This is a genomic window from Formosa sp. Hel3_A1_48 (genome assembly GCF_001735715.1).
GTDB lineage: Bacteria > Bacteroidota > Bacteroidia > Flavobacteriales > Flavobacteriaceae > UBA3537.
Genome location: NZ_CP017259.1, coordinates 1,886,784 through 1,906,265 on the forward strand (window position 1 = coordinate 1,886,784; position 19,482 = coordinate 1,906,265).

The following is a 19,482-nucleotide window of genomic DNA, read 5'->3' on the forward strand; positions in this document are numbered from 1 at the left end:
TTAAACCACCCAAAATCAATACCTTTGCACACTGATGAAATGGCCAAAACACGATTTAGCGCAGTTCATAATTCAGCTTTGTAAAGTCAAAGGGCTAAAGCATGTTGTTATTTCTCCTGGCAGTAGAAATGCTCCTCTTACAATAGGTTTTACAAATCAAAATTTTTTTAGATGCTACAGCGTAGTCGATGAACGATCAGCGGGTTTCTTTGCTTTAGGTATTGCGCAACAAACTTCTGAGCCTGTAGCCGTAGTGTGTACTTCTGGTAGTGCTTTGCTAAATTATTACCCAGCTGTAGCTGAGGCTTATTATTCGGGTTTACCGTTAGTAGTTATTTCTGCTGACAGACCACAACATTTAATCAATATTGGTGATGGTCAAACGATTATCCAACCTCACGCATTTGGTAAACATGTTCTTTTTGAAGCCAATTTAAAGCCTCCAACAAAAACACTTTTCAATAGTACTCAGTTTGCACGCGATAAAGCACAAAAATTAATCAATAAAGCCCTCGATACGGCTAGTCGAATGATGGGGCCTGTTCATATTAATGTCCCTTTTGAAGAACCTTTGTATGATACTGTACCTGAACCTTTAAGCTTAAACATCTCCTTTAAAAAAGATATAAAGACAGCATATTTTTATCTTAGTCCTTCCTTCCAAAAAACATGGCAAAACGCTAAGCGTAAATTAGTTTTGGTAGGGGTAAACCCACCAAATTCATTAGATTCAGCGGTAATTGATCAACTAGCTAATGATCCCTCAGTGATAGTTCTCACAGAAACAACATCTAACTTGCACCACAGTAATTTCTTTCCCTTTATAGACCAGCTAATTGCACCACTAAATGAGGAGGGTTATGAAGCGCTTCAGCCAGATTTGCTTTTAACTTTTGGAGGATTAATAATATCAAAAAAAATCAAAGCTTTTTTAAGGGCTTATAACCCCAAACACCATTGGCATGTTGACCCCTACAAAGCCAATGACACTTATTTTTGTTTAAATAAACATTTTAAGATAAATCCAAATGATTTTTTTCGTCAATTATTTAAGAATACTCCTTCAAACAAAAGCTCCTACTTTGATTTTTGGAATAGAGTAAAACTACAGCGTAAAAAGGCTCATAATGAGTATTTAAAATCTATGCCTTTCAGTGATTTCAAGGCTTTTGAGTTGATTTCACATGCTATCCCTCAAAACTTTGTGGTTCAATCAGGTAACAGTTCTGCTATTCGCTATTTGCAGCTTTTCGAATTTCACCCATCCATTTCATTGTATTGCAACAGAGGGACAAGTGGAATAGACGGTTCCACCAGTACTGCAGTTGGAGCTTCTATTGTTTCAAAAGAACCTACCCTTTTGATTACTGGAGATTTAAGCTTTTTCTATGATATTAATGGCTTGTGGAATAAGTATATCCCTTCAAACTTTAGAATAATAGTAATCAATAATAGTGGGGGAGGAATTTTTAGAATTTTACCTGGAAACGATAATTCAGAACTATTTGAAACTTATTTTGAGACAAAGCACAATCGAAATGCAAAAGCTCTAGCTACAGATTTTGGTTTTGCTTACAGTTCTGCAAACTCGGAGCAAACTTTAGCCCTTACTTTAGCTGAATTTTTTAAAAGTTCATCAAGTCCAAAACTTCTAGAAATTTTCACACCCTCTTCTCAAAATGACAAAATTCTTTTATCTTATTTTGACCAAATAGCTTAAAATAATCTCTTGAAATGTGACTTTTGTTGTGATTGCGTGTCTTATGTAACTGAGAAACTGTCCAAGCAGTAATATTAATTCAAACCCAAATTATTATGAACAAAAGAGAGCAATTGATTCAAAAATATGCAAACGATTTAAGAATAAAATGCAATATTAACCCAGATATGAATCTCCTTACTAAAGTGACAATTAATTGTGGCCCATCTATTTACAACAAAGACGCTTCTATGGTTTCTTCAACAGATCCTTCCGAAGTAGACACCATCCGCAATAACTTTTTGATTAAAAAATTAAAGTTGAGAGAGTCACCACTTCTCGATGAGGGGATCAATCAAGTGTTTGAGCTGTATGGCCTATCCAACCGAAATAAATACCGCGCTGTTGTGTATTATCTCTTGACTAAGCACTTTGGTAAAGAATCAATATTTTAACCATTCATTTTAAGAAAATACCACTGTTTTGTTGCCGTACACCATTACTTTTTGGTTTATATGGTGTTTAATGGCTGTAGAAAGAACAATTTTTTCTAAGTCACGACCTTTATTGATTAAATCTTTGATTGTATGTGTATGCGAAACATGAACTACATCTTGTTCAATAATAGGACCCGCGTCCAATTCGGTGGTTACATAATGCGAAGTAGCCCCAATAATTTTCACCCCACGTTTAAAGGCAGAATGGTAAGGCTTTGCGCCAACAAATGCAGGTAGAAAAGAGTGATGAATATTGATGATTTTTGACGGATAAGCATCAATTAGTCTTTGAGGGATAATCTGCATGTAACGTGCCAAAACAATAAAATCAACCCTGTACTCCTTGAGTAACTTTAAATGCTGACGCTCTGAATCAGCACGTGTGTCTGGAGTAATTGGAATATGAAAAAACGGAATTTCGAAGCTATCTGCAATGGGCTTTAAATCCGTATGGTTACTCGCTATAAATGGAATCTCTATATTGAGTTCACCAGATTTAAATCGACCTAAGATATCATATAAACAATGATCATACTTTGACACAAAAATAGCCATTTTTGGTAAAAATTCGGCATCAAATATAGTCCAATCCATTGCAAAAATTTGCGCAACAGAAACATCAAAAAGTTGCTTAAGCTCGTTTGTTGTTATTGAGTTGTTTTCAAAAGTGCATTCAAGTCGCATAAAAAAAACTTCTTGCTCGTGGTCAACATGTTGGTCAACATAAGTAATATTCCCTTCTTGTTTAAAAATAAAACTTGTTGTAGCTGCGATGATACCCGATTGATCTTTACAGTTAATGAGAATTGTAAATTTTTTCATCCAACAAAATTAGAAAAAACTTTAATTGATTAACAGATTTTTTGCAAGTTATTATTACCTCTAATATGCTTACCTTTGTATCATGATTCAGATAGGGGAAATTAACAGATTAAGAATTTTAAGGGATACAGATCCAGGTTTGTTTTTGGGTGATAATGAAGACAATGAGGTTTTGTTACCTAATAGGTATGTACCTGCTAATTTCCAAATTGATGATTTTATTGATGTTTTCGTTTACCTAGACAATGAAGAACGTCTGGTGGCGGTTACAGACACTCCATATATTCAAAGGGGAGAGTTTGCGCTTTTGCGTTGTAATGCCGTAAATGAATTTGGTGCATTTTTAGATTGGGGCATGCTAAAAGAGCTGTTTTGTCCGTTTAAAGAGCAAGCCTATAAAATGAAAAAGGGAGGCTGGTACTTGGTACACTGTTATTTAGATGAGAAGACAGACCGACTTGTAGCCTCCAGTAAAACAAACCGCTTTTTGGACAACAGTGATCTTTCTGTTGCTTTGTACGATGAAGTTGATTTGATTGTTTCGCATCCATCTGATATTGGCATGAACGTTATTATTAATAAACAACATCTAGGGCTTGTTTTTAGTGGAGATATTTTCAAAGACCTAAGTGTTGGTGATCAATTGAAAGGTTTTGTTAAGAAAATACGACCAGGCAATAAAATAGACATTAGCTTGGCCCAAATCGGTTATAGAAATATTGAACCAAGTGCACAAGCATTGCTAGAACTTATAACAGATCACAATGGGTTCTTAGACATAACAGACAAATCAAGTCCTGAAACCATAAAGTCCGTAGCGCAAATGAGTAAAAAAAGCTTTAAAAAAGCAGTTGGTTCGTTATACAAGCAACGACTGATTCGCTTGGAATCAAACGGTATATATTTATCAAGTAAAAACTAATAATTATGAGTTCAATACAATGGAAAACAGCGATTGAATTTGAAGACATTACTTACAAAAAATGTAGAGGTGTTGCCCGCATTGCCTTTAATCGTCCAGATGTACGTAATGCATTTCGCCCGCAAACTACATCAGAATTACTCAAAGCTTTTCACGACGCAAATGAAGATACATCTATTGGAGTTGTATTGCTTAGTGCTGAAGGGCCCTCATCTAAGGATGGCGTATTTTCGTTCTGTAGTGGAGGGGACCAAAAAGCACGTGGTGATGAGGGTTACATAGGTAAGGATGGTTATCACCGTTTAAATATTTTAGAGGTTCAACGGCTTATTCGTTTCATGCCAAAAGCTGTAATTGCTGTAGTTCCAGGTTGGGCTGTTGGTGGTGGTCACAGTCTTCACGTTGTATGCGATTTGACATTAGCGAGTAAAGAGCATGCAATTTTTAAACAAACTGATGCTGATGTTACCAGTTTTGATGGTGGTTATGGATCTGCTTATTTAGCCAAAATGGTTGGTCAGAAAAAAGCACGTGAGATCTTTTTTCTTGGTCGAAATTATTCTGCTCAAGAGGCTTTTGAAATGGGAATGGTGAATGCTGTTGTTCCACACGATCAGCTCGAAACTACTGCTTTTGAATGGGCACAAGAAATTTTACAAAAATCGCCAATTTCCATCAAAATGCTTAAGTTTGCAATGAACCTGACTGATGACGGTATGGTAGGGCAACAAGTCTTTGCTGGCGAAGCCACACGATTGGCCTACATGACTGATGAAGCAAAAGAAGGGAGAGATGCATTTCTTGAAAAACGCTCTCCAAACTTTAATAAAAAGTGGATCCCTTGATATGGCTAACCTAAAAGCTTGGATATCTGCAGCCCGCCTGCGTACATTACCACTTTCTATTTCTGGGGCATTAGTAGGATCAGCTTACGCTTTTCATCTTGGATTTTTTAACACCCTAATATTTTCACTTATCATTTTGACAACACTTAGTTTTCAGATTCTCTCAAATTTTGCTAATGATTATGGAGATGGTATAAAGGGGACAGATAATGAAAGTAGAATTGGACCCAAGCGCGCACTACAGAGTGGTGCAATTAGTCCCAGTCAAATGCGTACTGCCGTAGCAATTAATGCTCTAATTAGTGCAATTTTGTCTATTGCTCTCATTCTTGTTGTTTTTGGATTAAAGCAGTTGTTTACTGCCGCAGTTTTTGTTTGTTTAGGAGGACTTTCAATTTATGCCGCCATCACTTACACGGTCGGAAAATCTGCTTATGGCTATAATGCCCTTGGAGATTTAATGGTGTTTTTGTTTTTTGGCTTTCTCAGTGTTTTAGGCACTTTTTTCTTATTCACTAAGCACATTGATCCTTGGCTATTCCTTCCAGCTTCATCTATTGGGTTATTAAGTGCAGCTGTACTTAATTTGAATAACATGCGTGATTTAGAATCTGATCGAAAATCAAAAAAGAATACTTTGGCTGGTTATTTTGGGCCGAATAATTCTAAGGTATACCATTTCTCCATTGTTCTTCTCGCTATCATTTTTATGCTTGTTTTTGTACTTGTCATGCCCTTTTCATATACGGTATTTTTTAGTTGTTTGGCATTTATTCCTTTGTTACTTCATCTTAAGTCAGTGTATTACATTAGCAATCCAAAAGAATATGACCCACATTTAAAAACTGTTGCACTTTCAACCTTTACTTTAGCGCTATTATTTGCTCTAGGGATAATTTTTGGACAGTAACAAAATTCTTTAATTTTAATGAAGGCATCATTTTTTCCATACCGATTAGAATTCAAGCAAGCCAGTGGGACGTCTCGTGGTATATTAAAGACCAAAGAAACATGGTTTATCAAAATTGAAGATGAACATGCGACCGGTTTTGGAGAATGTGGGATGTTTCGCGGGTTAAGTTGTGATGATCGTCCTGATTTTGAGTCAAAATTAAAATGGGTTTGCAATCACATTGACTTGGGTCTTGAACAACTTTTGATAGAGTTGATCGATTTCCCATCGATTCAGTTCGGCTTAGAAATGGCTTTTTTAGATTTACTATCCGATTCCTCTAATGTTTTGTTTCCTTCAAAATTTACATCCGGTAAGGCATCTATACCTATAAACGGGCTTATATGGATGGGCGATGAGCAATTTATGAAATCTCAGATTCGATCTAAAATTGATGCGGGTTTTGATTGTTTGAAAATTAAAATAGGCGCTATTGATTTTGATACTGAACTGTCCTTAATTAAAGCCATCAGAAAAGAGTACGATGTCGAGACAATAGAACTTAGAGTTGATGCTAATGGCGCATTTTCCCCTTTAGAAGCGATGGAAAAACTCAAACGTTTGTCAGATTTTAATTTACACTCAATAGAACAGCCTATTCGACAAGGTCAGCATGATGCAATGGCAAAACTTTGTGCACATGCACCTTTACCAATTGCTTTAGATGAAGAGCTAATTGGAATTCACGATGTAACAAAACGAGGACTTTTGCTACAAACAATAAACCCCCAATACATTATTTTAAAACCTACTCTTATAGGTGGTTTTTCTGGCAGTCAATCATGGATTGATTTAGCCGAAAAACAATCCGTTGATTGGTGGATTACTAGTGCTTTAGAAAGCAATATTGGGCTAAATGCAATTGCACAATGGACTTACCAACTGAATGTTAATCGCCCTCAAGGTTTGGGCACCGGTGCCTTATACACCAATAATATTGAGGCACCATTGAAAATAGATAATGGGCGTTTAATTTATGCGCCCTCAGTTAAATGGACAATTAATTTTTAGAGATATGTATATTAAACAAGCATTTAAAGTTGAACATGATTGGTGGTTATACCTTGTTGGGGTGATTTTGATTTTTATTGGTGTCATTCTTGGGCAAATTCCTTTTACCCTTGCAGCGTTCGCAAAGGCCATTGGTAATGGAGATGATTTGTCAAAAATGGATACAAATTCCATGATGTCACTATTAGACTCGAATTTGAATTTATTTCTAATGTTGTTGTCATTTGCGGTTGGCTTAGCTTTTCTTTTTTTTGTAGTTAAATACCTTCACAAGCAATCTTTAAAAAGCATTACAACTTCAAGAAGCACCATAGATTGGAGTCGTTTTTGGTTTGCTTTTTTAGCTTGGGGTGCAACAACCTTTTGCTTTATTTTATTAGAATATTTTTCTTCACCAGAAGACTTTAGTTTTAATTTTAAGCCGATTCCTTTTTTGATTCTTGTCTTAATTTCAATTGTTTTTATTCCATTACAAACAAGTTTTGAGGAATATTTCTTTAGAGGATATTTAATGCAAGGCCTAGGAGTCTTGGCTAAAAACCGATGGCTGCCACTTATTTTCACTTCAACGTTATTTGGATTGATGCATATTGCTAACCCAGAAATCGGAAAATTGGGTTATATGTTAATGGTTCATTACATCGGAACAGGTTTTTTATTGGGTATTATGACGCTCATGGATGAAGGTTTGGAATTGGCACTTGGTTTTCATGCCGCAAATAACCTCATTGCTGCCCTTCTTCTTACTGCCGATTGGACAGCTTTTCAAACTAATTCTATTTTAAAAGATATTTCGGAACCTGAGATGTCAAACCTAGAAGTCTTTTTTCCAGTGTTCGTTATTTACCCGTTGATTTTGATTGTTTTTTCTAAAAAGTACCAATGGACAGATTGGAAAGAAAAGCTTTTTGGCAGCGTTACTGCTGATTAATTCTATTTAAATACTTGAGCACCACGGCTAAACATATTAACCCTCACGATTTTTTTCAGTTGAATAACAAAAATTATTCATTTGAAACAATTTCAAACTATGCTCAAAATCTTATAAAAACCGGTACTGAGAACGAATATAATTTAGGTTTATTTATTCTTAAATGGGTTGATGAAAATGAACACATAGATCTTAAAACTTCCGGAACAACTTCTGAACCAAAATTCATTACTATTTCTAAAACTGCTTTTGTTAATTCTGCAAAGGCAACAGGAAGTTTTTTTAATTTAAGCCATGGCGACTCTGCCTTATGCTGCTTACCATTCTCATACGTTGCCGCAAAAATGATGTTTGTCCGTGCTTGGGTTTTAGGTTTGAAATTAGATTTTATTGAACCTTCATCTCAGCCTTTGCAGCATATCACTAAGGTTTACGATTTTTCAGCTATGGTACCTTTACAGGTCCACAATTGTTTTTTAAAAATAAACAAGATCAAAACGCTTCTTATTGGTGGTGCACATGTGTCAGATTCCTTGGCTACTAAATTGAAGAACCATAGATCTGCTGTTTTTGAAACCTTTGGAATGACCGAAACAGTCAGTCATATTGCAGCTAAAAATTTGACTAAAGAGGAAGAAGATTTCAAAGTTTTACCAGATATTTCTATAGCCACAAATGACAATGGTTGCCTAATAATAAACGCACCAAAATTGAGCTCAAAGGTTTTGCATACAAAAGATGTGGTTTCGTTAACGTCCAAGAACTCTTTTGTTTGGTTAGGTCGTTACGATAATGTCATCAACTCTGGTGGTCTAAAAATCTACCCTGAGCAGTTAGAAAAAATAATGCAAAATCAGATTAAAAGTCGATTTTTTATTACTTCAATGCCAGATACTGTATTGGGGCAAAAGGTGGTGTTAATAATTGAAGGAAAACCTAAAACATTACATTTAAATTACAGCACTATTGAACCACAGAAGCATCCTAAAAACACTTATTTTGTAGATAAGTTTTGCACAACAAATTCAGGAAAGGTTCAACGTCAAAAAACACTTGAAACACTAAACTTGGATCACCCCTAAATTGAATTCTTTTTCAATAGGAGCGTGGTTAGCGGCCTCAATTCCCATACTAATCCACGTACGAGTTTCTAAGGGGTCAATAACTGCATCTGTCCAAAGTCTTGCTGCGGCATAATAAGGCGATACCTGTTCGTCATATTTTTGTTTTATACTTGATAACAACTCAGCCTCTTTTTGATCAGATATTTTTTGTCCTTGCTTTTCAAGTGAAGCCTTCTCTATTTGAAGCAGTACCTTTGAAGCGCTAGATCCACTCATTACTGCCAACTCCGCACTTGGCCAAGCAACAATCAATCTTGGGTCGTAGGCTTTACCGCACATGGCATAATTACCAGCGCCATAACTGTTCCCCATAATTACAGTAAATTTTGGCACAACGCTATTGCTGACCGCATTTACCATTTTTGCGCCATCTTTTATGATTCCGCTGTGTTCGCTTTTGCTTCCTACCATAAATCCAGTAACATCCTGAAGAAACACTAGGGGTATTTTTTTCTGATTACAGTTAGCAATAAATCGTGTTGCTTTATCGGCACTGTCGTTATAAATGACACCTCCAAATTGCATTTCTCCTTTTTTGGTTTTAACCAATTTTCGTTGATTTGCTATAACACCAACAGCCCAACCGTCAATTCGGGCGTAGGCTGTTATTATTGTTTTTCCATAGCCAGCTTTATATTCTTCAAACTCTGAATTGTCAACCAATCTTTTAATAATTTCATAAGTGTCATACTGCTCGGCTCGTGAGTAAGGTAAAATCCCAAAAATATCTTCTGGATTTTCTTTTGGTTTTACAGCTTTTGTTCGGTTAAAACCTGCTTTTTCGGCAGCGCCCATTTTATTTATTATGGATTTAATTTTGTCTAAAGCATCTTTGTCATCAGTGGCTTTATAATCTGTAACCCCACTGATCTCGCAATGCGTAATTGCCCCACCAAGAGTTTCATTATCAATGCTTTCACCAATTGCTGCTTTTACCAAGTAACTTCCAGCCAAGAAAATACTTGCTGTTTTGTCTACAATAATTGCTTCGTCGCTCATAATTGGAAGGTAGGCACCGCCAGCCACACAACTGCCCATTATGGCCGAAATTTGAGTGATTCCCATACTGCTCATAACCGCATTATTTCTAAAAATACGGCCAAAATGTTCTTTATCGGGAAATATTTCATCTTGCAAGGGTAGGTATACACCAGCTGAGTCTACTAAATAAATTATTGGAAGTTTGTTTTCGATGGAAATTTCTTGTGCCCGTAAATTCTTTTTAGCCGTTATAGGAAACCATGCTCCAGCTTTTACTGTGGCATCATTCGCTACAACAACACATTGTCTTCCTGAAATATATCCGATTTTTACAACGACCCCAGCAGAGGGACATCCTCCGTGCTTTTTATACATATCTTCCCCAGCAAATGCGCCGATTTCTATAGCCTTTGATTTTACATCCAAAAGATAGTCTATTCGTTCACGGGCACTCATTTTCCCTTTAGCGTGCTGTTTTTCAATTTTATTTTTTCCGCCGCCCTGTTTAACTTTTGTAAATCGCTTTCTGAGATCTGATAAAAGAAGTTTATTTTGATCTTCGTTTTTATTAAAATTGAGGTCCATCTAATAATCTTTAAAACAAAAGTAACAATAATCTAGATTCAACCGATTTTGTTTAACGAAGATTTACAATTAAAACATTAATTTTACTTATTTGGTTGCACCTACAGCTTTGTCAATAAGACCAATAATTTTATTTTTATCGAACCCTAATTCTTGCAGTTCAGATATTGCTGAATTCAAATCAGCTAAAATTTTTGATTTTTCACTCATAAGCTTAGCTTCAAACTCCTTTTCCTGAAGCTCTATCAATTTGTTGGCTACCATTTGAAACAGCTCTATTTGTTCTTTAGATACGTTGTTATATAAACTTTCATTTAATCTGTAAAGAATACTTCTTGAGAGATTTAGAGTTGCTGATTCTGTTGCTAGTTTTTGAATATTATTGGTCAAAGATGTTAATAATTCCGCTTCTGCTTTTATGCTTTCCTCACTTTTATTGCCAATTTTCATTCCAGCTTTTGCGGTAAGGGTTTTTACAAACTCTCGTGCGACATCTGGTTGTTCCTCAGCTAAATACTTTACATAATATTCGTTCACAGTCCTAAAGACTCTAGTTGTGCTAAAAAACATAAAAATTAAATTTTTCATAAAACATAAAAGTTAAGTTTTAGATTTTCACGATATTTGATTTTCAATTTAGAATTTAGAAAAATGAATAAAAACACAGTTTTGGCATGGGCCACATTTATTATGATTTTTGTAGGCTTTGCGTTGATTGGTCTAGGGGCTTTTCGTTACAATGATATAGCTGGCTGGGGCTTCGCTGCAGTAGGAATTGGTTTTTTCGCTATAGCTTGGGTTTTTAATGCACTTAAAGGACGTGTTTAATGAGTAATAGCGACGATAAAAAGATAATTTTCTCAATGACGGGGGTAACCAAAACCTTCCAAAGTGCTAATACACCAGTACTTAAAAATATATACCTCAGTTTTTTCTATGGTGCCAAAATAGGTATTCTTGGGTTAAATGGCTCGGGTAAATCAACTTTGCTTAAAATAATTGCTGGGGTTGACAAGAACTATCAAGGTGATGTGGTTTTTTCTCAAGACTACTCCGTGGGTTATCTTGAACAGGAACCTCAACTGGACAGTGATAAAACAGTCCTTGAGGTTGTTAAAGAGGGTGTTGCTGAAACTGTAGCTGTTCTAGACGAGTATAATAAGATCAATGATATGTTTGGACTTGAGGAGGTGTACTCCGATGCCGAACGTATGGAAAAGCTTATGAATCGTCAAGCAGAGCTGCAAGATCAAATAGACGCTTCCAATGCTTGGGAGTTAGACACAAAGCTTGAAATTGCAATGGATGCTTTACGCACACCTGATGGTAATCAGAAAATTGGTGTATTGTCTGGTGGTGAACGCCGAAGAGTAGCTTTATGTCGTTTACTTTTGAAAGAACCTGATGTTTTGCTTTTGGATGAACCGACTAACCATTTAGATGCTGAGTCTGTTCATTGGCTTGAACAACACTTGGCTCAATATAAAGGTACAGTAATCGCTGTAACGCACGACCGTTATTTTTTAGACAATGTTGCGGGGTGGATCTTAGAACTTGATAGGGGAGAAGGTATACCATGGAAAGGAAATTATTCTTCTTGGCTAGATCAAAAGTCAAAACGTTTAGCTCAAGAAAGTAAAACTGCTTCAAAACGTCAAAAAACCTTAGAGCGTGAGCTCGAGTGGGTACGTCAAGGAGCCAAAGGACGCCAAACTAAGCAAAAAGCTCGCCTTAAGAATTACGATAAATTATTAAATCAAGACCAAAAGCAATTAGACGAAAAATTAGAAATATACATTCCTAACGGTCCACGTTTGGGAACAAATGTGATAGAAGCAACAGCAGTAAGTAAAGCTTATGGAGATAAATTACTTTATGATAATTTAAATTTTAATTTACCTCAAGCAGGTATTGTTGGTGTAATTGGTCCTAACGGAGCTGGTAAAACCACCATTTTTAGAATGATTATGGGTGAGGAGGCAGCCGATAAAGGGGCCTTTAAAGTTGGTGAGACAGCTAAAATTGCCTACGTTGATCAAAGCCATTCTAATATAGACCCTGAGCAATCTATTTGGCAAAATTTTTCTGATAATCAAGAACTCATAATGATGGGTGGGCGGCAAGTTAATTCTCGCGCATACTTGAGTCGTTTTAACTTTTCTGGAAGTGAACAAAATAAAAAAGTTAAACTGCTTTCTGGTGGAGAGCGTAACCGATTGCATTTAGCTATGACTCTCAAAGAAGAAGGTAATGTTCTACTTTTAGATGAGCCTACCAATGATTTAGATGTAAACACCTTACGTGCTTTAGAAGAAGGTCTTGAAAGCTTTGCAGGTTGTGCCGTAGTCATCAGCCATGACCGTTGGTTTCTAGATCGAATTTGTACACACATCTTAGCCTTTGAAGGTAATTCGGAGGTTTATTTTTATGAAGGTAGTTTTAGCGAATATGAAGCCAACAAGCGTCAACGTTTGGGTAGTGATTTGATGCCTAAGCGTATTAAGTACAAAAAACTGATACGTTGAGTTTAGCTATTCAACGGCTGTTTTTTCATTGTCCTCTTCACTAAGCTTTTGGATACGTGTTTTTTTATAAATCGGCAGAAGGTAGGTTATTGTATAGCTAAAACCAGTTCCTATTTTACTGCTGTCGTATGTACGCCCAAATCCAGGAATGTATAAATTTTCAAAATTTGACGGACTTTTTTCTGCTAAGCGCGCTTTTATCTGCACATTTAATCCTAGAAATACATTGTTTAACAATTCGGCTTTAATACCAAAAATAAGCTCTAACCATGCAGCAGTCAATCCAGCGAATTCTTTACTGTCCTCGTTGATGATTCCTCCCCATGTTTGTCCATTTGTATCGTAAATGGTATATCGGTCTCTTGTTTGACTAAAACTAGAAAAACCAAAGCGCAATCCACCAATAATTAAGTTTTCCATGCCTAACCAGTTCTCATATAGGTTGTAATCTATTCCTGCTTTGAAATAATTTCCTTTTGCTTTTGAGTCCAAATAACTGGTTGATGTTGATTTTTCTTCAAAACCAAGCTCACCAGCGGTATATAATTTTTTACTAAGCCTGTAATCAGCATTCAATTCAAACCCAGAGTAATCAGATTCAAAAGCTGTCCTTGCTAACCGACTGATGTCAACACCAAAGCGCAAACCATATTTTTCTTGAAAAACAACACTGTCTTGTTGAATGTTAGGTTTTTTTTCTTCTACATTATTTTGGGCAGATGTAAGACCAAAAGCCAAAATTGAACAAAGTATACTAATGGAATATTTTGACATGACTTTCATTTTCATTAGTAACTTCATTGATTGTAATTTCAGTGCTAATCATCCAGAGATCGATATCCTGCTCAATACTAAAACCCTGAATGCTATAATTGTTCTTGTAACCACAAGCACGAGAGACATAAAACGATTCAGTTTCATAGGCAATGGTTATAACATCAGGATTTCCTTCAACTTCATTGTCTATTATATCATAGTTAGAATACAATTTAAATTGTGTTTGATTTTCAGAACCGTTGAGTGGTAATTCGATTATTGAACGTGAATTAACAACTTCTCCAAGGATTGTAACTTCATTACCCAGATCATCCAAACCTACTGCGAACAGGCCAGGTACAGTCTTTGGAGCTTCAAAATTTTCAATGTCGAAAAACTCAATTACCAATCTAGGGGTTGTTTGTGTATTTTCACTGCAAATGTCATCTGGTTCACAGGAAACCAAGCTAGTAAGAATGTATAAGAACAATATTTTTTTCATAAAAAAGCTAAATTCTTTTTTCCAAAAGTACAACATTTTCTACATGATGTGTCTGTGGAAACATATCTACTGCTTGAGTTTTTGTAATGGAGTAAGATGGATTTAAAATTTCCAAGTCACGTGCCTGTGTAGCACTATTGCAACTAACATATACAATCTTTGAAGGTAAGATTTTCAAAATTTGTTGAACTACATCTTTGTGCATTCCGTCTCTAGGAGGATCCGTAATGATCACATCTGGGTGCCCATTTGTTTTAATAAAAGTATCATTGAAAATGGTTTTCATATCGCCAACAAAAAAATCGATATTATCAATTTTATTATGCAGGGCATTTTCCTTAGCTGCCTTAATAGCATCTGGAACAGCTTCGACGCCAATAACTTTTTTTGCCTTTTTAGCAATAAATTGTGCAATTGTCCCAGTTCCTGTGTACAAGTCATAAACCAACTCACTCCCAGTCAATCCTGCAAAATCTCTCGTAATTTTATATAAATTGAGTGCTTGTTCAGAATTGGTTTGATAAAATGATTTGGCGTTTATTTTAAATTGTAATCCCTCCATTTCCTCAACTATATAAGTTTGTCCACTATAGCAAACAACCTCTAGATCATAAATAGTATCATTGCCTTTTGGATTGATTACGTATTGTAAAGATGTGATCTCTGGAAATGAGTTTTTTAAAAACTCCATAACGATTTCAATTTGCTGTTTTCTGCCTGAAAAAAATTGAACAACAACCATGATTTGTCCTGTACTGCTCGTACGAATCATCAATGTACGGAGTGCACCTTCTTGCTGTCTTGGATTAAAAAATGGAATATTTTGATCTGTCGCAAAATTTTTAAGACCATTTCGAATTGCATTGGAAGGATCGGCTTGCAGCCAACATTTGTCAATATCTAAGATTTTGTCCCACATACCCGGGATATGAAATCCCAATGCATTTCTATTTTCGATGGTTATATCTGCATTAATTTCTTCGAAAGAAAGCCAGCGGTTATTACTGAAGGAAAACTCCATTTTATTTCTGTAAAAATAAGGTTCAGTACAACCCAAAATAGGAGTTACTTTTGGCAATTCAATTTTGCCAATACGTTCCAAATTATTTATGACTTCTTTTTCTTTGAAATAAAGTTGTTGTTTGTAATCCATATGCTGCCACTTACATCCTCCACAAGTACCAAAATGCTCACATTCAGGTTTTACTCTGTGCTTGGAGTATTTGTGGAACTTTATCGCTTTTCCTTCGTAATAGCCTTTTCTTTTTTTGAAAGTTTGAACATCTACCACATCGCCGGGAACGGCATTAGATAAGAACACAATTTTTCCGTCGGGCGCTTTAGCTAAACTTTTTCCTTTAGCCCCAGCGTCAAACACTTCTAATTCAAAAAATTCTTTTTTTGTATTTTTTCTGCGCATACTTGCAAAAATAATGCAAAAATATATGCTCTTCCCATTGAAAGTTGATAAATAAAATATTTTTAAATCTTCTTTTCTAATAATTATAAAAAATCTTACTAATTTGCAGTCCATCTTACGCCATTCAGGCTTATTGGAAATCGATTTTTACCTAATATTTTAATTTTTAATTTATATGTCCGTTCTCAATACTATTTCGTCAAAAGAAGCTATCGATTTAGAGTATAATTTTGGTGCACATAATTACCATCCGTTACCGGTGGTTCTCAACAAAGGCGATGGTGTATTTGTTTGGGATGTTGAGGGTAATAAATACTACGATTTCCTGTCTGCATATTCATCTGTTAATCAAGGTCATTGCCATCCAAAAATTGTTAATGCCATGATTGATCAAGCCAAAACTTTGACCCTTACTTCTAGAGCTTTTCATAACGATCAATTGGGACGATACGAACAGTTTATAACCTCGTATTTTGGGTTTGATAAAGTTTTACCAATGAACACTGGAGCCGAGGCTGTCGAAACGGCACTTAAAATTGCTCGTCGATGGGGATATGAAGTTAAAAAGCTCCCTATTAATAAAGGTAAAATTATAGTATGTGAAAATAACTTTCATGGCCGGACTACCACAATAATTTCATTTTCAAATGATCCTATTGCTCGAGATAATTTTGGCCCCTACACAGATGGTTTCATCAAGATTCCCTACGACGATATTAATGCTCTTGAAATTGTTTTAAATAAACATGATGATATTGCTGGATTTTTAGTGGAACCAATCCAAGGTGAAGCAGGCGTCTATGTGCCTGCTGATGACTATTTGAAGAACGCTAAGGCACTTTGTGTAAATCACAATGTATTATTTATTGCCGACGAGGTTCAAACTGGAATAGCGCGTACCGGTCGTTTATTAGCATCTTGTGGGAATTGTAGTTGTCCAAATAAAGATTGTTCTGCTACTGCAGAAGTAAAGCCCGATATTTTGATTTTAGGTAAAGCCTTGAGCGGCGGTGTTTATCCTGTTTCTGCTGTGTTGGCTAATAACTCTATAATGAATGTAATAACACCAGGCTCTCATGGCAGTACATTTGGTGGTAATCCAATAGCTGCAGCCGTAGCTGTTGCAGCACTTGAAGTTGTAAAAGAAGAGCAATTAACTGCCAATGCTGATCGTCTTGGTAAGCTTTTTAGAGCCCAACTTAATAATTACATACTAAGCAGTTCAATAGTTAAGCTGGTAAGAGGAAAAGGATTGTTAAACGCTATTGTTATTAATGACTCAGAGGATAGTGATACGGCTTGGAATATATGCCTTAAACTAAGAGATAATGGATTATTGGCTAAACCAACTCATGGTAACATCATACGTTTTGCTCCTCCGTTAGTTATGACGGAGGAACAATTACTTGATTGTGTTCAAATTATCGTCAATACCCTAAAGACTTTTGAATAAAGAAAGGCCTTTTAGATTAACTTAAACTAAATCGCTAAAAGGGTTGTTTGATAAGAGCAATGCGCTTATGCACTTTGGTTTATCTCCTCCATCATTTTTCTCCACTCTTCCTGGACTTCACTCATATCCCCAGTGGCAAGAGCATAGATTGTGTACAAAAGATAAAGCACATTGATGATAAGAATGACTAGTGCTACAGTTTTTGCGGTTTCCATACTGTTAGCATTACCTTCATACTCATCAGGATTCAATTTTGCGTCTTTAAGTTTTTTGTTTGCTATCAAGTATGCAGGTCCAGAAAGCAAAAAGCCTAGTCCAGCAAAGCAACAGCACAATAGACCCAAAATACTGAGTACATAAATCAGTGTTGTATTTAGTGATTTTTTCATAAAAAGAATTGTTTTATAATATAGTTAGTAATGATTGTACCAATAGAAATTAATGAAAAGATATTGATGCTTTTTTGGTAAAATTTAAATTTGAAAAATCGAGTAAGGATGATTAATACAGCTAAAATCAGTAGTGGGTAAATTGCAGGGTACATCCAAAATGCAGCTACAAATTTTCCTTGAAAAACGAATAAAAGGGAGCGTTGAAATCCACAGCCCATACATTCCAAACCAAAAAGTGATTTGCTAAGGCAAGGAAACATGTAATTCTCGAAAGTCATATTGGTTTTGAATATCAAAGAAATAAATAATTTATCGATTTTAAAAAAAAATCAAGCATCAATGTTGAATTTAGCTTAAAGACCTTATTTTTATATAATATATATGAAAGAATTATATGGGAACAAATTCTTTAAAGTACATCTTATTTTTAACTGGTAGTGGTATACTTGTTTATGATGATATTTCTACTGAATCAAAGGGACTTCTTTCTTTAATTGGTCTTATTTTGATGGTTATTGGCATTTATTTAATCTCAAAAGGGATTGGAGAAAAGCCCAAAGTTGATCCTTATGCTGTTCAATCTTATGACGAAGAAGAATGAAGTTTAACATCAATGATTACGTATCTGTTTTAGATGATGATCTCTCAGGCTTTGTTATAGCCATTTCTGGATCAGGCATCACTATTGAAACCACTTCAGGATTTGAAGTGATTTACGATGCATCTGAATTGGTTAAAATTGACAATAATTTATTGAAATCATCTTCTTTTAAAGGTCAATCACTACAAAAAATTATTTCTGAAAAAGAATCAAAACAAAAAAAGTCATTAACAAAATTTAAAACCAAATCACGCCTGCAACCACCTATGGAAGTAGACTTACATATACATCAATTGGTCAAATCAACCAAGGGCATGCAAAATCATGATATACTAAACCTGCAATTGGACACTGCAAAAAAGCGACTCGAGTTTGCACTTTCAAAACGTATACAGCGTATTGTATTTATTCATGGTGTAGGATCTGGAGTTCTTAAATTGGAATTGGAATATCTATTGAAAAGATACGATCAGTTGAAGTTTTATGCAGCAGACTACCAAAAATATGGACACGGCGCCACCGAAGTGTATATTTTTCAGCAAAAAAGGATTTAGAATGTAATAATCGTTTCGTAGGTTCCTAGCTCAAGACTATCAGCAGAGAGTACTGAAATATCAATATTAAATAGTGTAATAGTAATTGTTACAATGCGCTTGAATTGATTAGGGTTTGTGGTTTGTACTGCATATGAATTTGAGAAATTTTCGTCTAAAAATCTTGCAGATGATGATCCAGTAGCGATGTCATCAAATAAGTTGCCATTACCATTTTCATCTTCATTAATTGTGAGGGTACCATCACCATCATCATCTTGGTCTAAATAGTCAGGTATTGAATCCCCATCACTATCTTGAGCATCAGCCAAATCCCCATCGTTGTTTGGGTCAGGTTTTTCATTAATGGTGGGTACGTTGTCTCCATCGTCGTCATAATCTTTGTAGTTTGGTATACCATCCCCATCTGTATCCCCATCAAATTCTAGTGCTGTAGGAATCCCATCATCATCATCGTCCTCAAAAAGTGATACGAACTGAGCTGTTCCGCTTGTTGAGGCATAGTTTTGTGTAACAGAAATCCCTGCTGGAGGAATTACAGCACAAATTAAATCATTGGGGTCTCCATTGTATGATCTGTAGTGAAATTGCTTGCTATTTCCATCAATGGCGACGTTTTGCGTGGCACCAGATTCTTCAGGATTAAACATAGCCTCTGTGGTGGTTGTTCTTGGAATCAACAATGTAAGTGATTCAAATGGATCTGTGCGTGTATCGTAAAATAAAAAACTAGATGTTATATTAGATCCATCATCGGCAGTTTGAATTTGACATAAGGATAGTTCTTTATCAAAATCTAATTGAACTTGTAATACATCTCCATCATCACAAGCTGATATCAGCAATAAAACTGAAAATAAATAAAACCATTTGTACATACAGCAATACTTTGATACAAAAGTAACAGAAT

Annotated in this window: 22 protein-coding genes; 13 read left to right on the top strand and 9 right to left on the bottom strand. The window is 35.6% G+C overall.

What is annotated here, in order from left to right:
* Window positions 1-34 precede the first annotated feature (34 nt).
* A complete protein-coding gene (gene menD, locus FORMA_RS08540; protein ID WP_069675269.1) occupies window positions 35-1,720 on the top strand; it encodes a 2-succinyl-5-enolpyruvyl-6-hydroxy-3-cyclohexene-1-carboxylic-acid synthase in 1,686 nt (561 codons plus the stop codon).
* A 95-nt stretch (window positions 1,721-1,815) separates the two neighbouring features.
* Window positions 1,816-2,154 (top strand): DUF2853 family protein, encoded by a 339-nt coding sequence (locus FORMA_RS08545; RefSeq protein ID WP_069675270.1) that lies wholly within the window; start codon window positions 1,816-1,818, stop codon window positions 2,152-2,154.
* Window positions 2,155-2,163: 9 nt separating this feature from the next.
* Here FORMA_RS08545 and purU read toward each other — a convergent pair whose 3' ends face one another.
* The gene (gene purU / locus FORMA_RS08550; protein WP_069675271.1) at window positions 2,164-3,018 is read right to left on the bottom strand and encodes a formyltetrahydrofolate deformylase; all 855 of its coding nucleotides are present in this window, start codon (window positions 3,016-3,018) and stop codon (window positions 2,164-2,166) included.
* A gap of 82 nt (window positions 3,019-3,100) precedes the next feature.
* Here purU and FORMA_RS08555 point away from each other — a divergent pair, with 82 nt between their 5' ends.
* The 6 genes from FORMA_RS08555 to FORMA_RS08580 are packed head-to-tail and all read left to right on the top strand — an operon-like array spanning window position 3,101 to window position 8,761.
* Window positions 3,101-3,940 carry a CvfB family protein gene (locus FORMA_RS08555; protein ID WP_069675272.1) on the top strand — a complete coding sequence of 280 codons (840 nt, stop codon included), beginning with the start codon at window positions 3,101-3,103 and terminating at the stop codon, window positions 3,938-3,940.
* A 5-nt stretch (window positions 3,941-3,945) separates the two neighbouring features.
* Window positions 3,946-4,785 (top strand): 1,4-dihydroxy-2-naphthoyl-CoA synthase, encoded by an 840-nt coding sequence (locus FORMA_RS08560; RefSeq protein ID WP_069675273.1) that lies wholly within the window; start codon window positions 3,946-3,948, stop codon window positions 4,783-4,785.
* Window position 4,786: 1 nt separating this feature from the next.
* Window positions 4,787-5,695, top strand: a complete 909-nt coding sequence (gene menA, locus FORMA_RS08565) for a 1,4-dihydroxy-2-naphthoate octaprenyltransferase (RefSeq protein WP_069675274.1) — start codon at window positions 4,787-4,789, stop codon at window positions 5,693-5,695.
* An 18-nt stretch (window positions 5,696-5,713) separates the two neighbouring features.
* The gene (locus FORMA_RS08570) at window positions 5,714-6,748 is read left to right on the top strand and encodes an o-succinylbenzoate synthase (RefSeq protein ID WP_069675275.1); all 1,035 of its coding nucleotides are present in this window, start codon (window positions 5,714-5,716) and stop codon (window positions 6,746-6,748) included.
* A gap of 4 nt (window positions 6,749-6,752) precedes the next feature.
* Window positions 6,753-7,679 (top strand): CPBP family intramembrane glutamic endopeptidase, encoded by a 927-nt coding sequence (locus FORMA_RS08575; protein ID WP_069675495.1) that lies wholly within the window; start codon window positions 6,753-6,755, stop codon window positions 7,677-7,679.
* A 59-nt stretch (window positions 7,680-7,738) separates the two neighbouring features.
* Window positions 7,739-8,761 (top strand): AMP-binding protein, encoded by a 1,023-nt coding sequence (locus FORMA_RS08580; RefSeq protein WP_197500758.1) that lies wholly within the window; start codon window positions 7,739-7,741, stop codon window positions 8,759-8,761.
* Here FORMA_RS08580 and FORMA_RS08585 read toward each other — a convergent pair.
* Together FORMA_RS08585 and FORMA_RS08590 are read right to left on the bottom strand one after the other, a co-directional pair.
* Window positions 8,741-10,369 carry an acyl-CoA carboxylase subunit beta gene (locus FORMA_RS08585; RefSeq protein WP_069675277.1) on the bottom strand — a complete coding sequence of 543 codons (1,629 nt, stop codon included), beginning with the start codon at window positions 10,367-10,369 and terminating at the stop codon, window positions 8,741-8,743. The genes FORMA_RS08580 and FORMA_RS08585 overlap by 21 nt on opposite strands.
* Window positions 10,370-10,456: 87 nt before the next feature.
* The gene (locus FORMA_RS08590) at window positions 10,457-10,957 is read right to left on the bottom strand and encodes a hypothetical protein (RefSeq protein WP_069675278.1); all 501 of its coding nucleotides are present in this window, start codon (window positions 10,955-10,957) and stop codon (window positions 10,457-10,459) included.
* A gap of 63 nt (window positions 10,958-11,020) precedes the next feature.
* Here FORMA_RS08590 and FORMA_RS09350 point away from each other — a divergent pair, with 63 nt between their 5' ends.
* Together FORMA_RS09350 and ettA are read left to right on the top strand one after the other, a co-directional pair.
* Window positions 11,021-11,197, top strand: coding sequence for a CAL67264 family membrane protein (locus tag FORMA_RS09350; RefSeq protein ID WP_197500759.1), 177 nt, complete (start codon window positions 11,021-11,023; stop codon window positions 11,195-11,197).
* A complete protein-coding gene (gene ettA, locus FORMA_RS08595) occupies window positions 11,197-12,894 on the top strand; it encodes an energy-dependent translational throttle protein EttA (protein ID WP_069675279.1) in 1,698 nt (565 codons plus the stop codon). Before FORMA_RS09350 ends, ettA begins: the two co-directional genes overlap by 1 nt.
* Before the next feature lie 6 nt (window positions 12,895-12,900).
* On the opposite strand, the gene FORMA_RS08600 is transcribed toward ettA, so the two are convergent.
* The 3 genes from FORMA_RS08600 to rlmD are packed head-to-tail and all read right to left on the bottom strand — an operon-like array spanning window position 12,901 to window position 15,572.
* Complete coding sequence (locus tag FORMA_RS08600) at window positions 12,901-13,695, bottom strand: DUF6048 family protein (protein WP_231924987.1); 795 nt, start codon at window positions 13,693-13,695, stop codon at window positions 12,901-12,903.
* On the bottom strand, window positions 13,649-14,152 hold the full coding sequence (locus tag FORMA_RS08605) for a DUF6452 family protein (RefSeq protein WP_069675281.1): 504 nt from the start codon (window positions 14,150-14,152) through the stop codon (window positions 13,649-13,651). Before FORMA_RS08605 ends, FORMA_RS08600 begins: the two co-directional genes overlap by 47 nt.
* Window positions 14,153-14,159: 7 nt before the next feature.
* Window positions 14,160-15,572 carry a 23S rRNA (uracil(1939)-C(5))-methyltransferase RlmD gene (gene rlmD / locus FORMA_RS08610; protein ID WP_069675282.1) on the bottom strand — a complete coding sequence of 471 codons (1,413 nt, stop codon included), beginning with the start codon at window positions 15,570-15,572 and terminating at the stop codon, window positions 14,160-14,162.
* A gap of 175 nt (window positions 15,573-15,747) precedes the next feature.
* Here rlmD and rocD point away from each other — a divergent pair, with 175 nt between their 5' ends.
* Entirely contained in the window at window positions 15,748-17,025 is a 1,278-nt protein-coding gene (gene rocD / locus FORMA_RS08615) for an ornithine--oxo-acid transaminase (RefSeq protein WP_069675283.1), read from the top strand.
* A gap of 65 nt (window positions 17,026-17,090) precedes the next feature.
* On the opposite strand, the gene FORMA_RS08620 is transcribed toward rocD, so the two are convergent.
* Entirely contained in the window at window positions 17,091-17,414 is a 324-nt protein-coding gene (locus FORMA_RS08620) for a CCC motif membrane protein (protein ID WP_069675284.1), read from the bottom strand.
* Window positions 17,411-17,695 carry a DUF2752 domain-containing protein gene (locus FORMA_RS08625; RefSeq protein WP_069675285.1) on the bottom strand — a complete coding sequence of 95 codons (285 nt, stop codon included), beginning with the start codon at window positions 17,693-17,695 and terminating at the stop codon, window positions 17,411-17,413. Before FORMA_RS08625 ends, FORMA_RS08620 begins: the two co-directional genes overlap by 4 nt.
* Window positions 17,696-17,811: 116 nt before the next feature.
* Here FORMA_RS08625 and FORMA_RS08630 point away from each other — a divergent pair, with 116 nt between their 5' ends.
* Both FORMA_RS08630 and FORMA_RS08635 read left to right on the top strand, forming a co-directional pair.
* Window positions 17,812-18,018 carry a hypothetical protein gene (locus FORMA_RS08630; protein WP_069675286.1) on the top strand — a complete coding sequence of 69 codons (207 nt, stop codon included), beginning with the start codon at window positions 17,812-17,814 and terminating at the stop codon, window positions 18,016-18,018.
* Window positions 18,015-18,572, top strand: coding sequence for a Smr/MutS family protein (locus tag FORMA_RS08635; protein ID WP_069675287.1), 558 nt, complete (start codon window positions 18,015-18,017; stop codon window positions 18,570-18,572). The genes FORMA_RS08630 and FORMA_RS08635 overlap by 4 nt, the downstream gene beginning before the upstream one ends.
* Here the strand turns inward: FORMA_RS08635 and FORMA_RS08640 are convergent.
* On the bottom strand, window positions 18,569-19,450 hold the full coding sequence (locus FORMA_RS08640) for a hypothetical protein (protein WP_069675288.1): 882 nt from the start codon (window positions 19,448-19,450) through the stop codon (window positions 18,569-18,571). The two genes, FORMA_RS08635 and FORMA_RS08640, sit on opposite strands and share 4 nt — an antisense overlap.
* Window positions 19,451-19,482 lie beyond the last annotated feature (32 nt).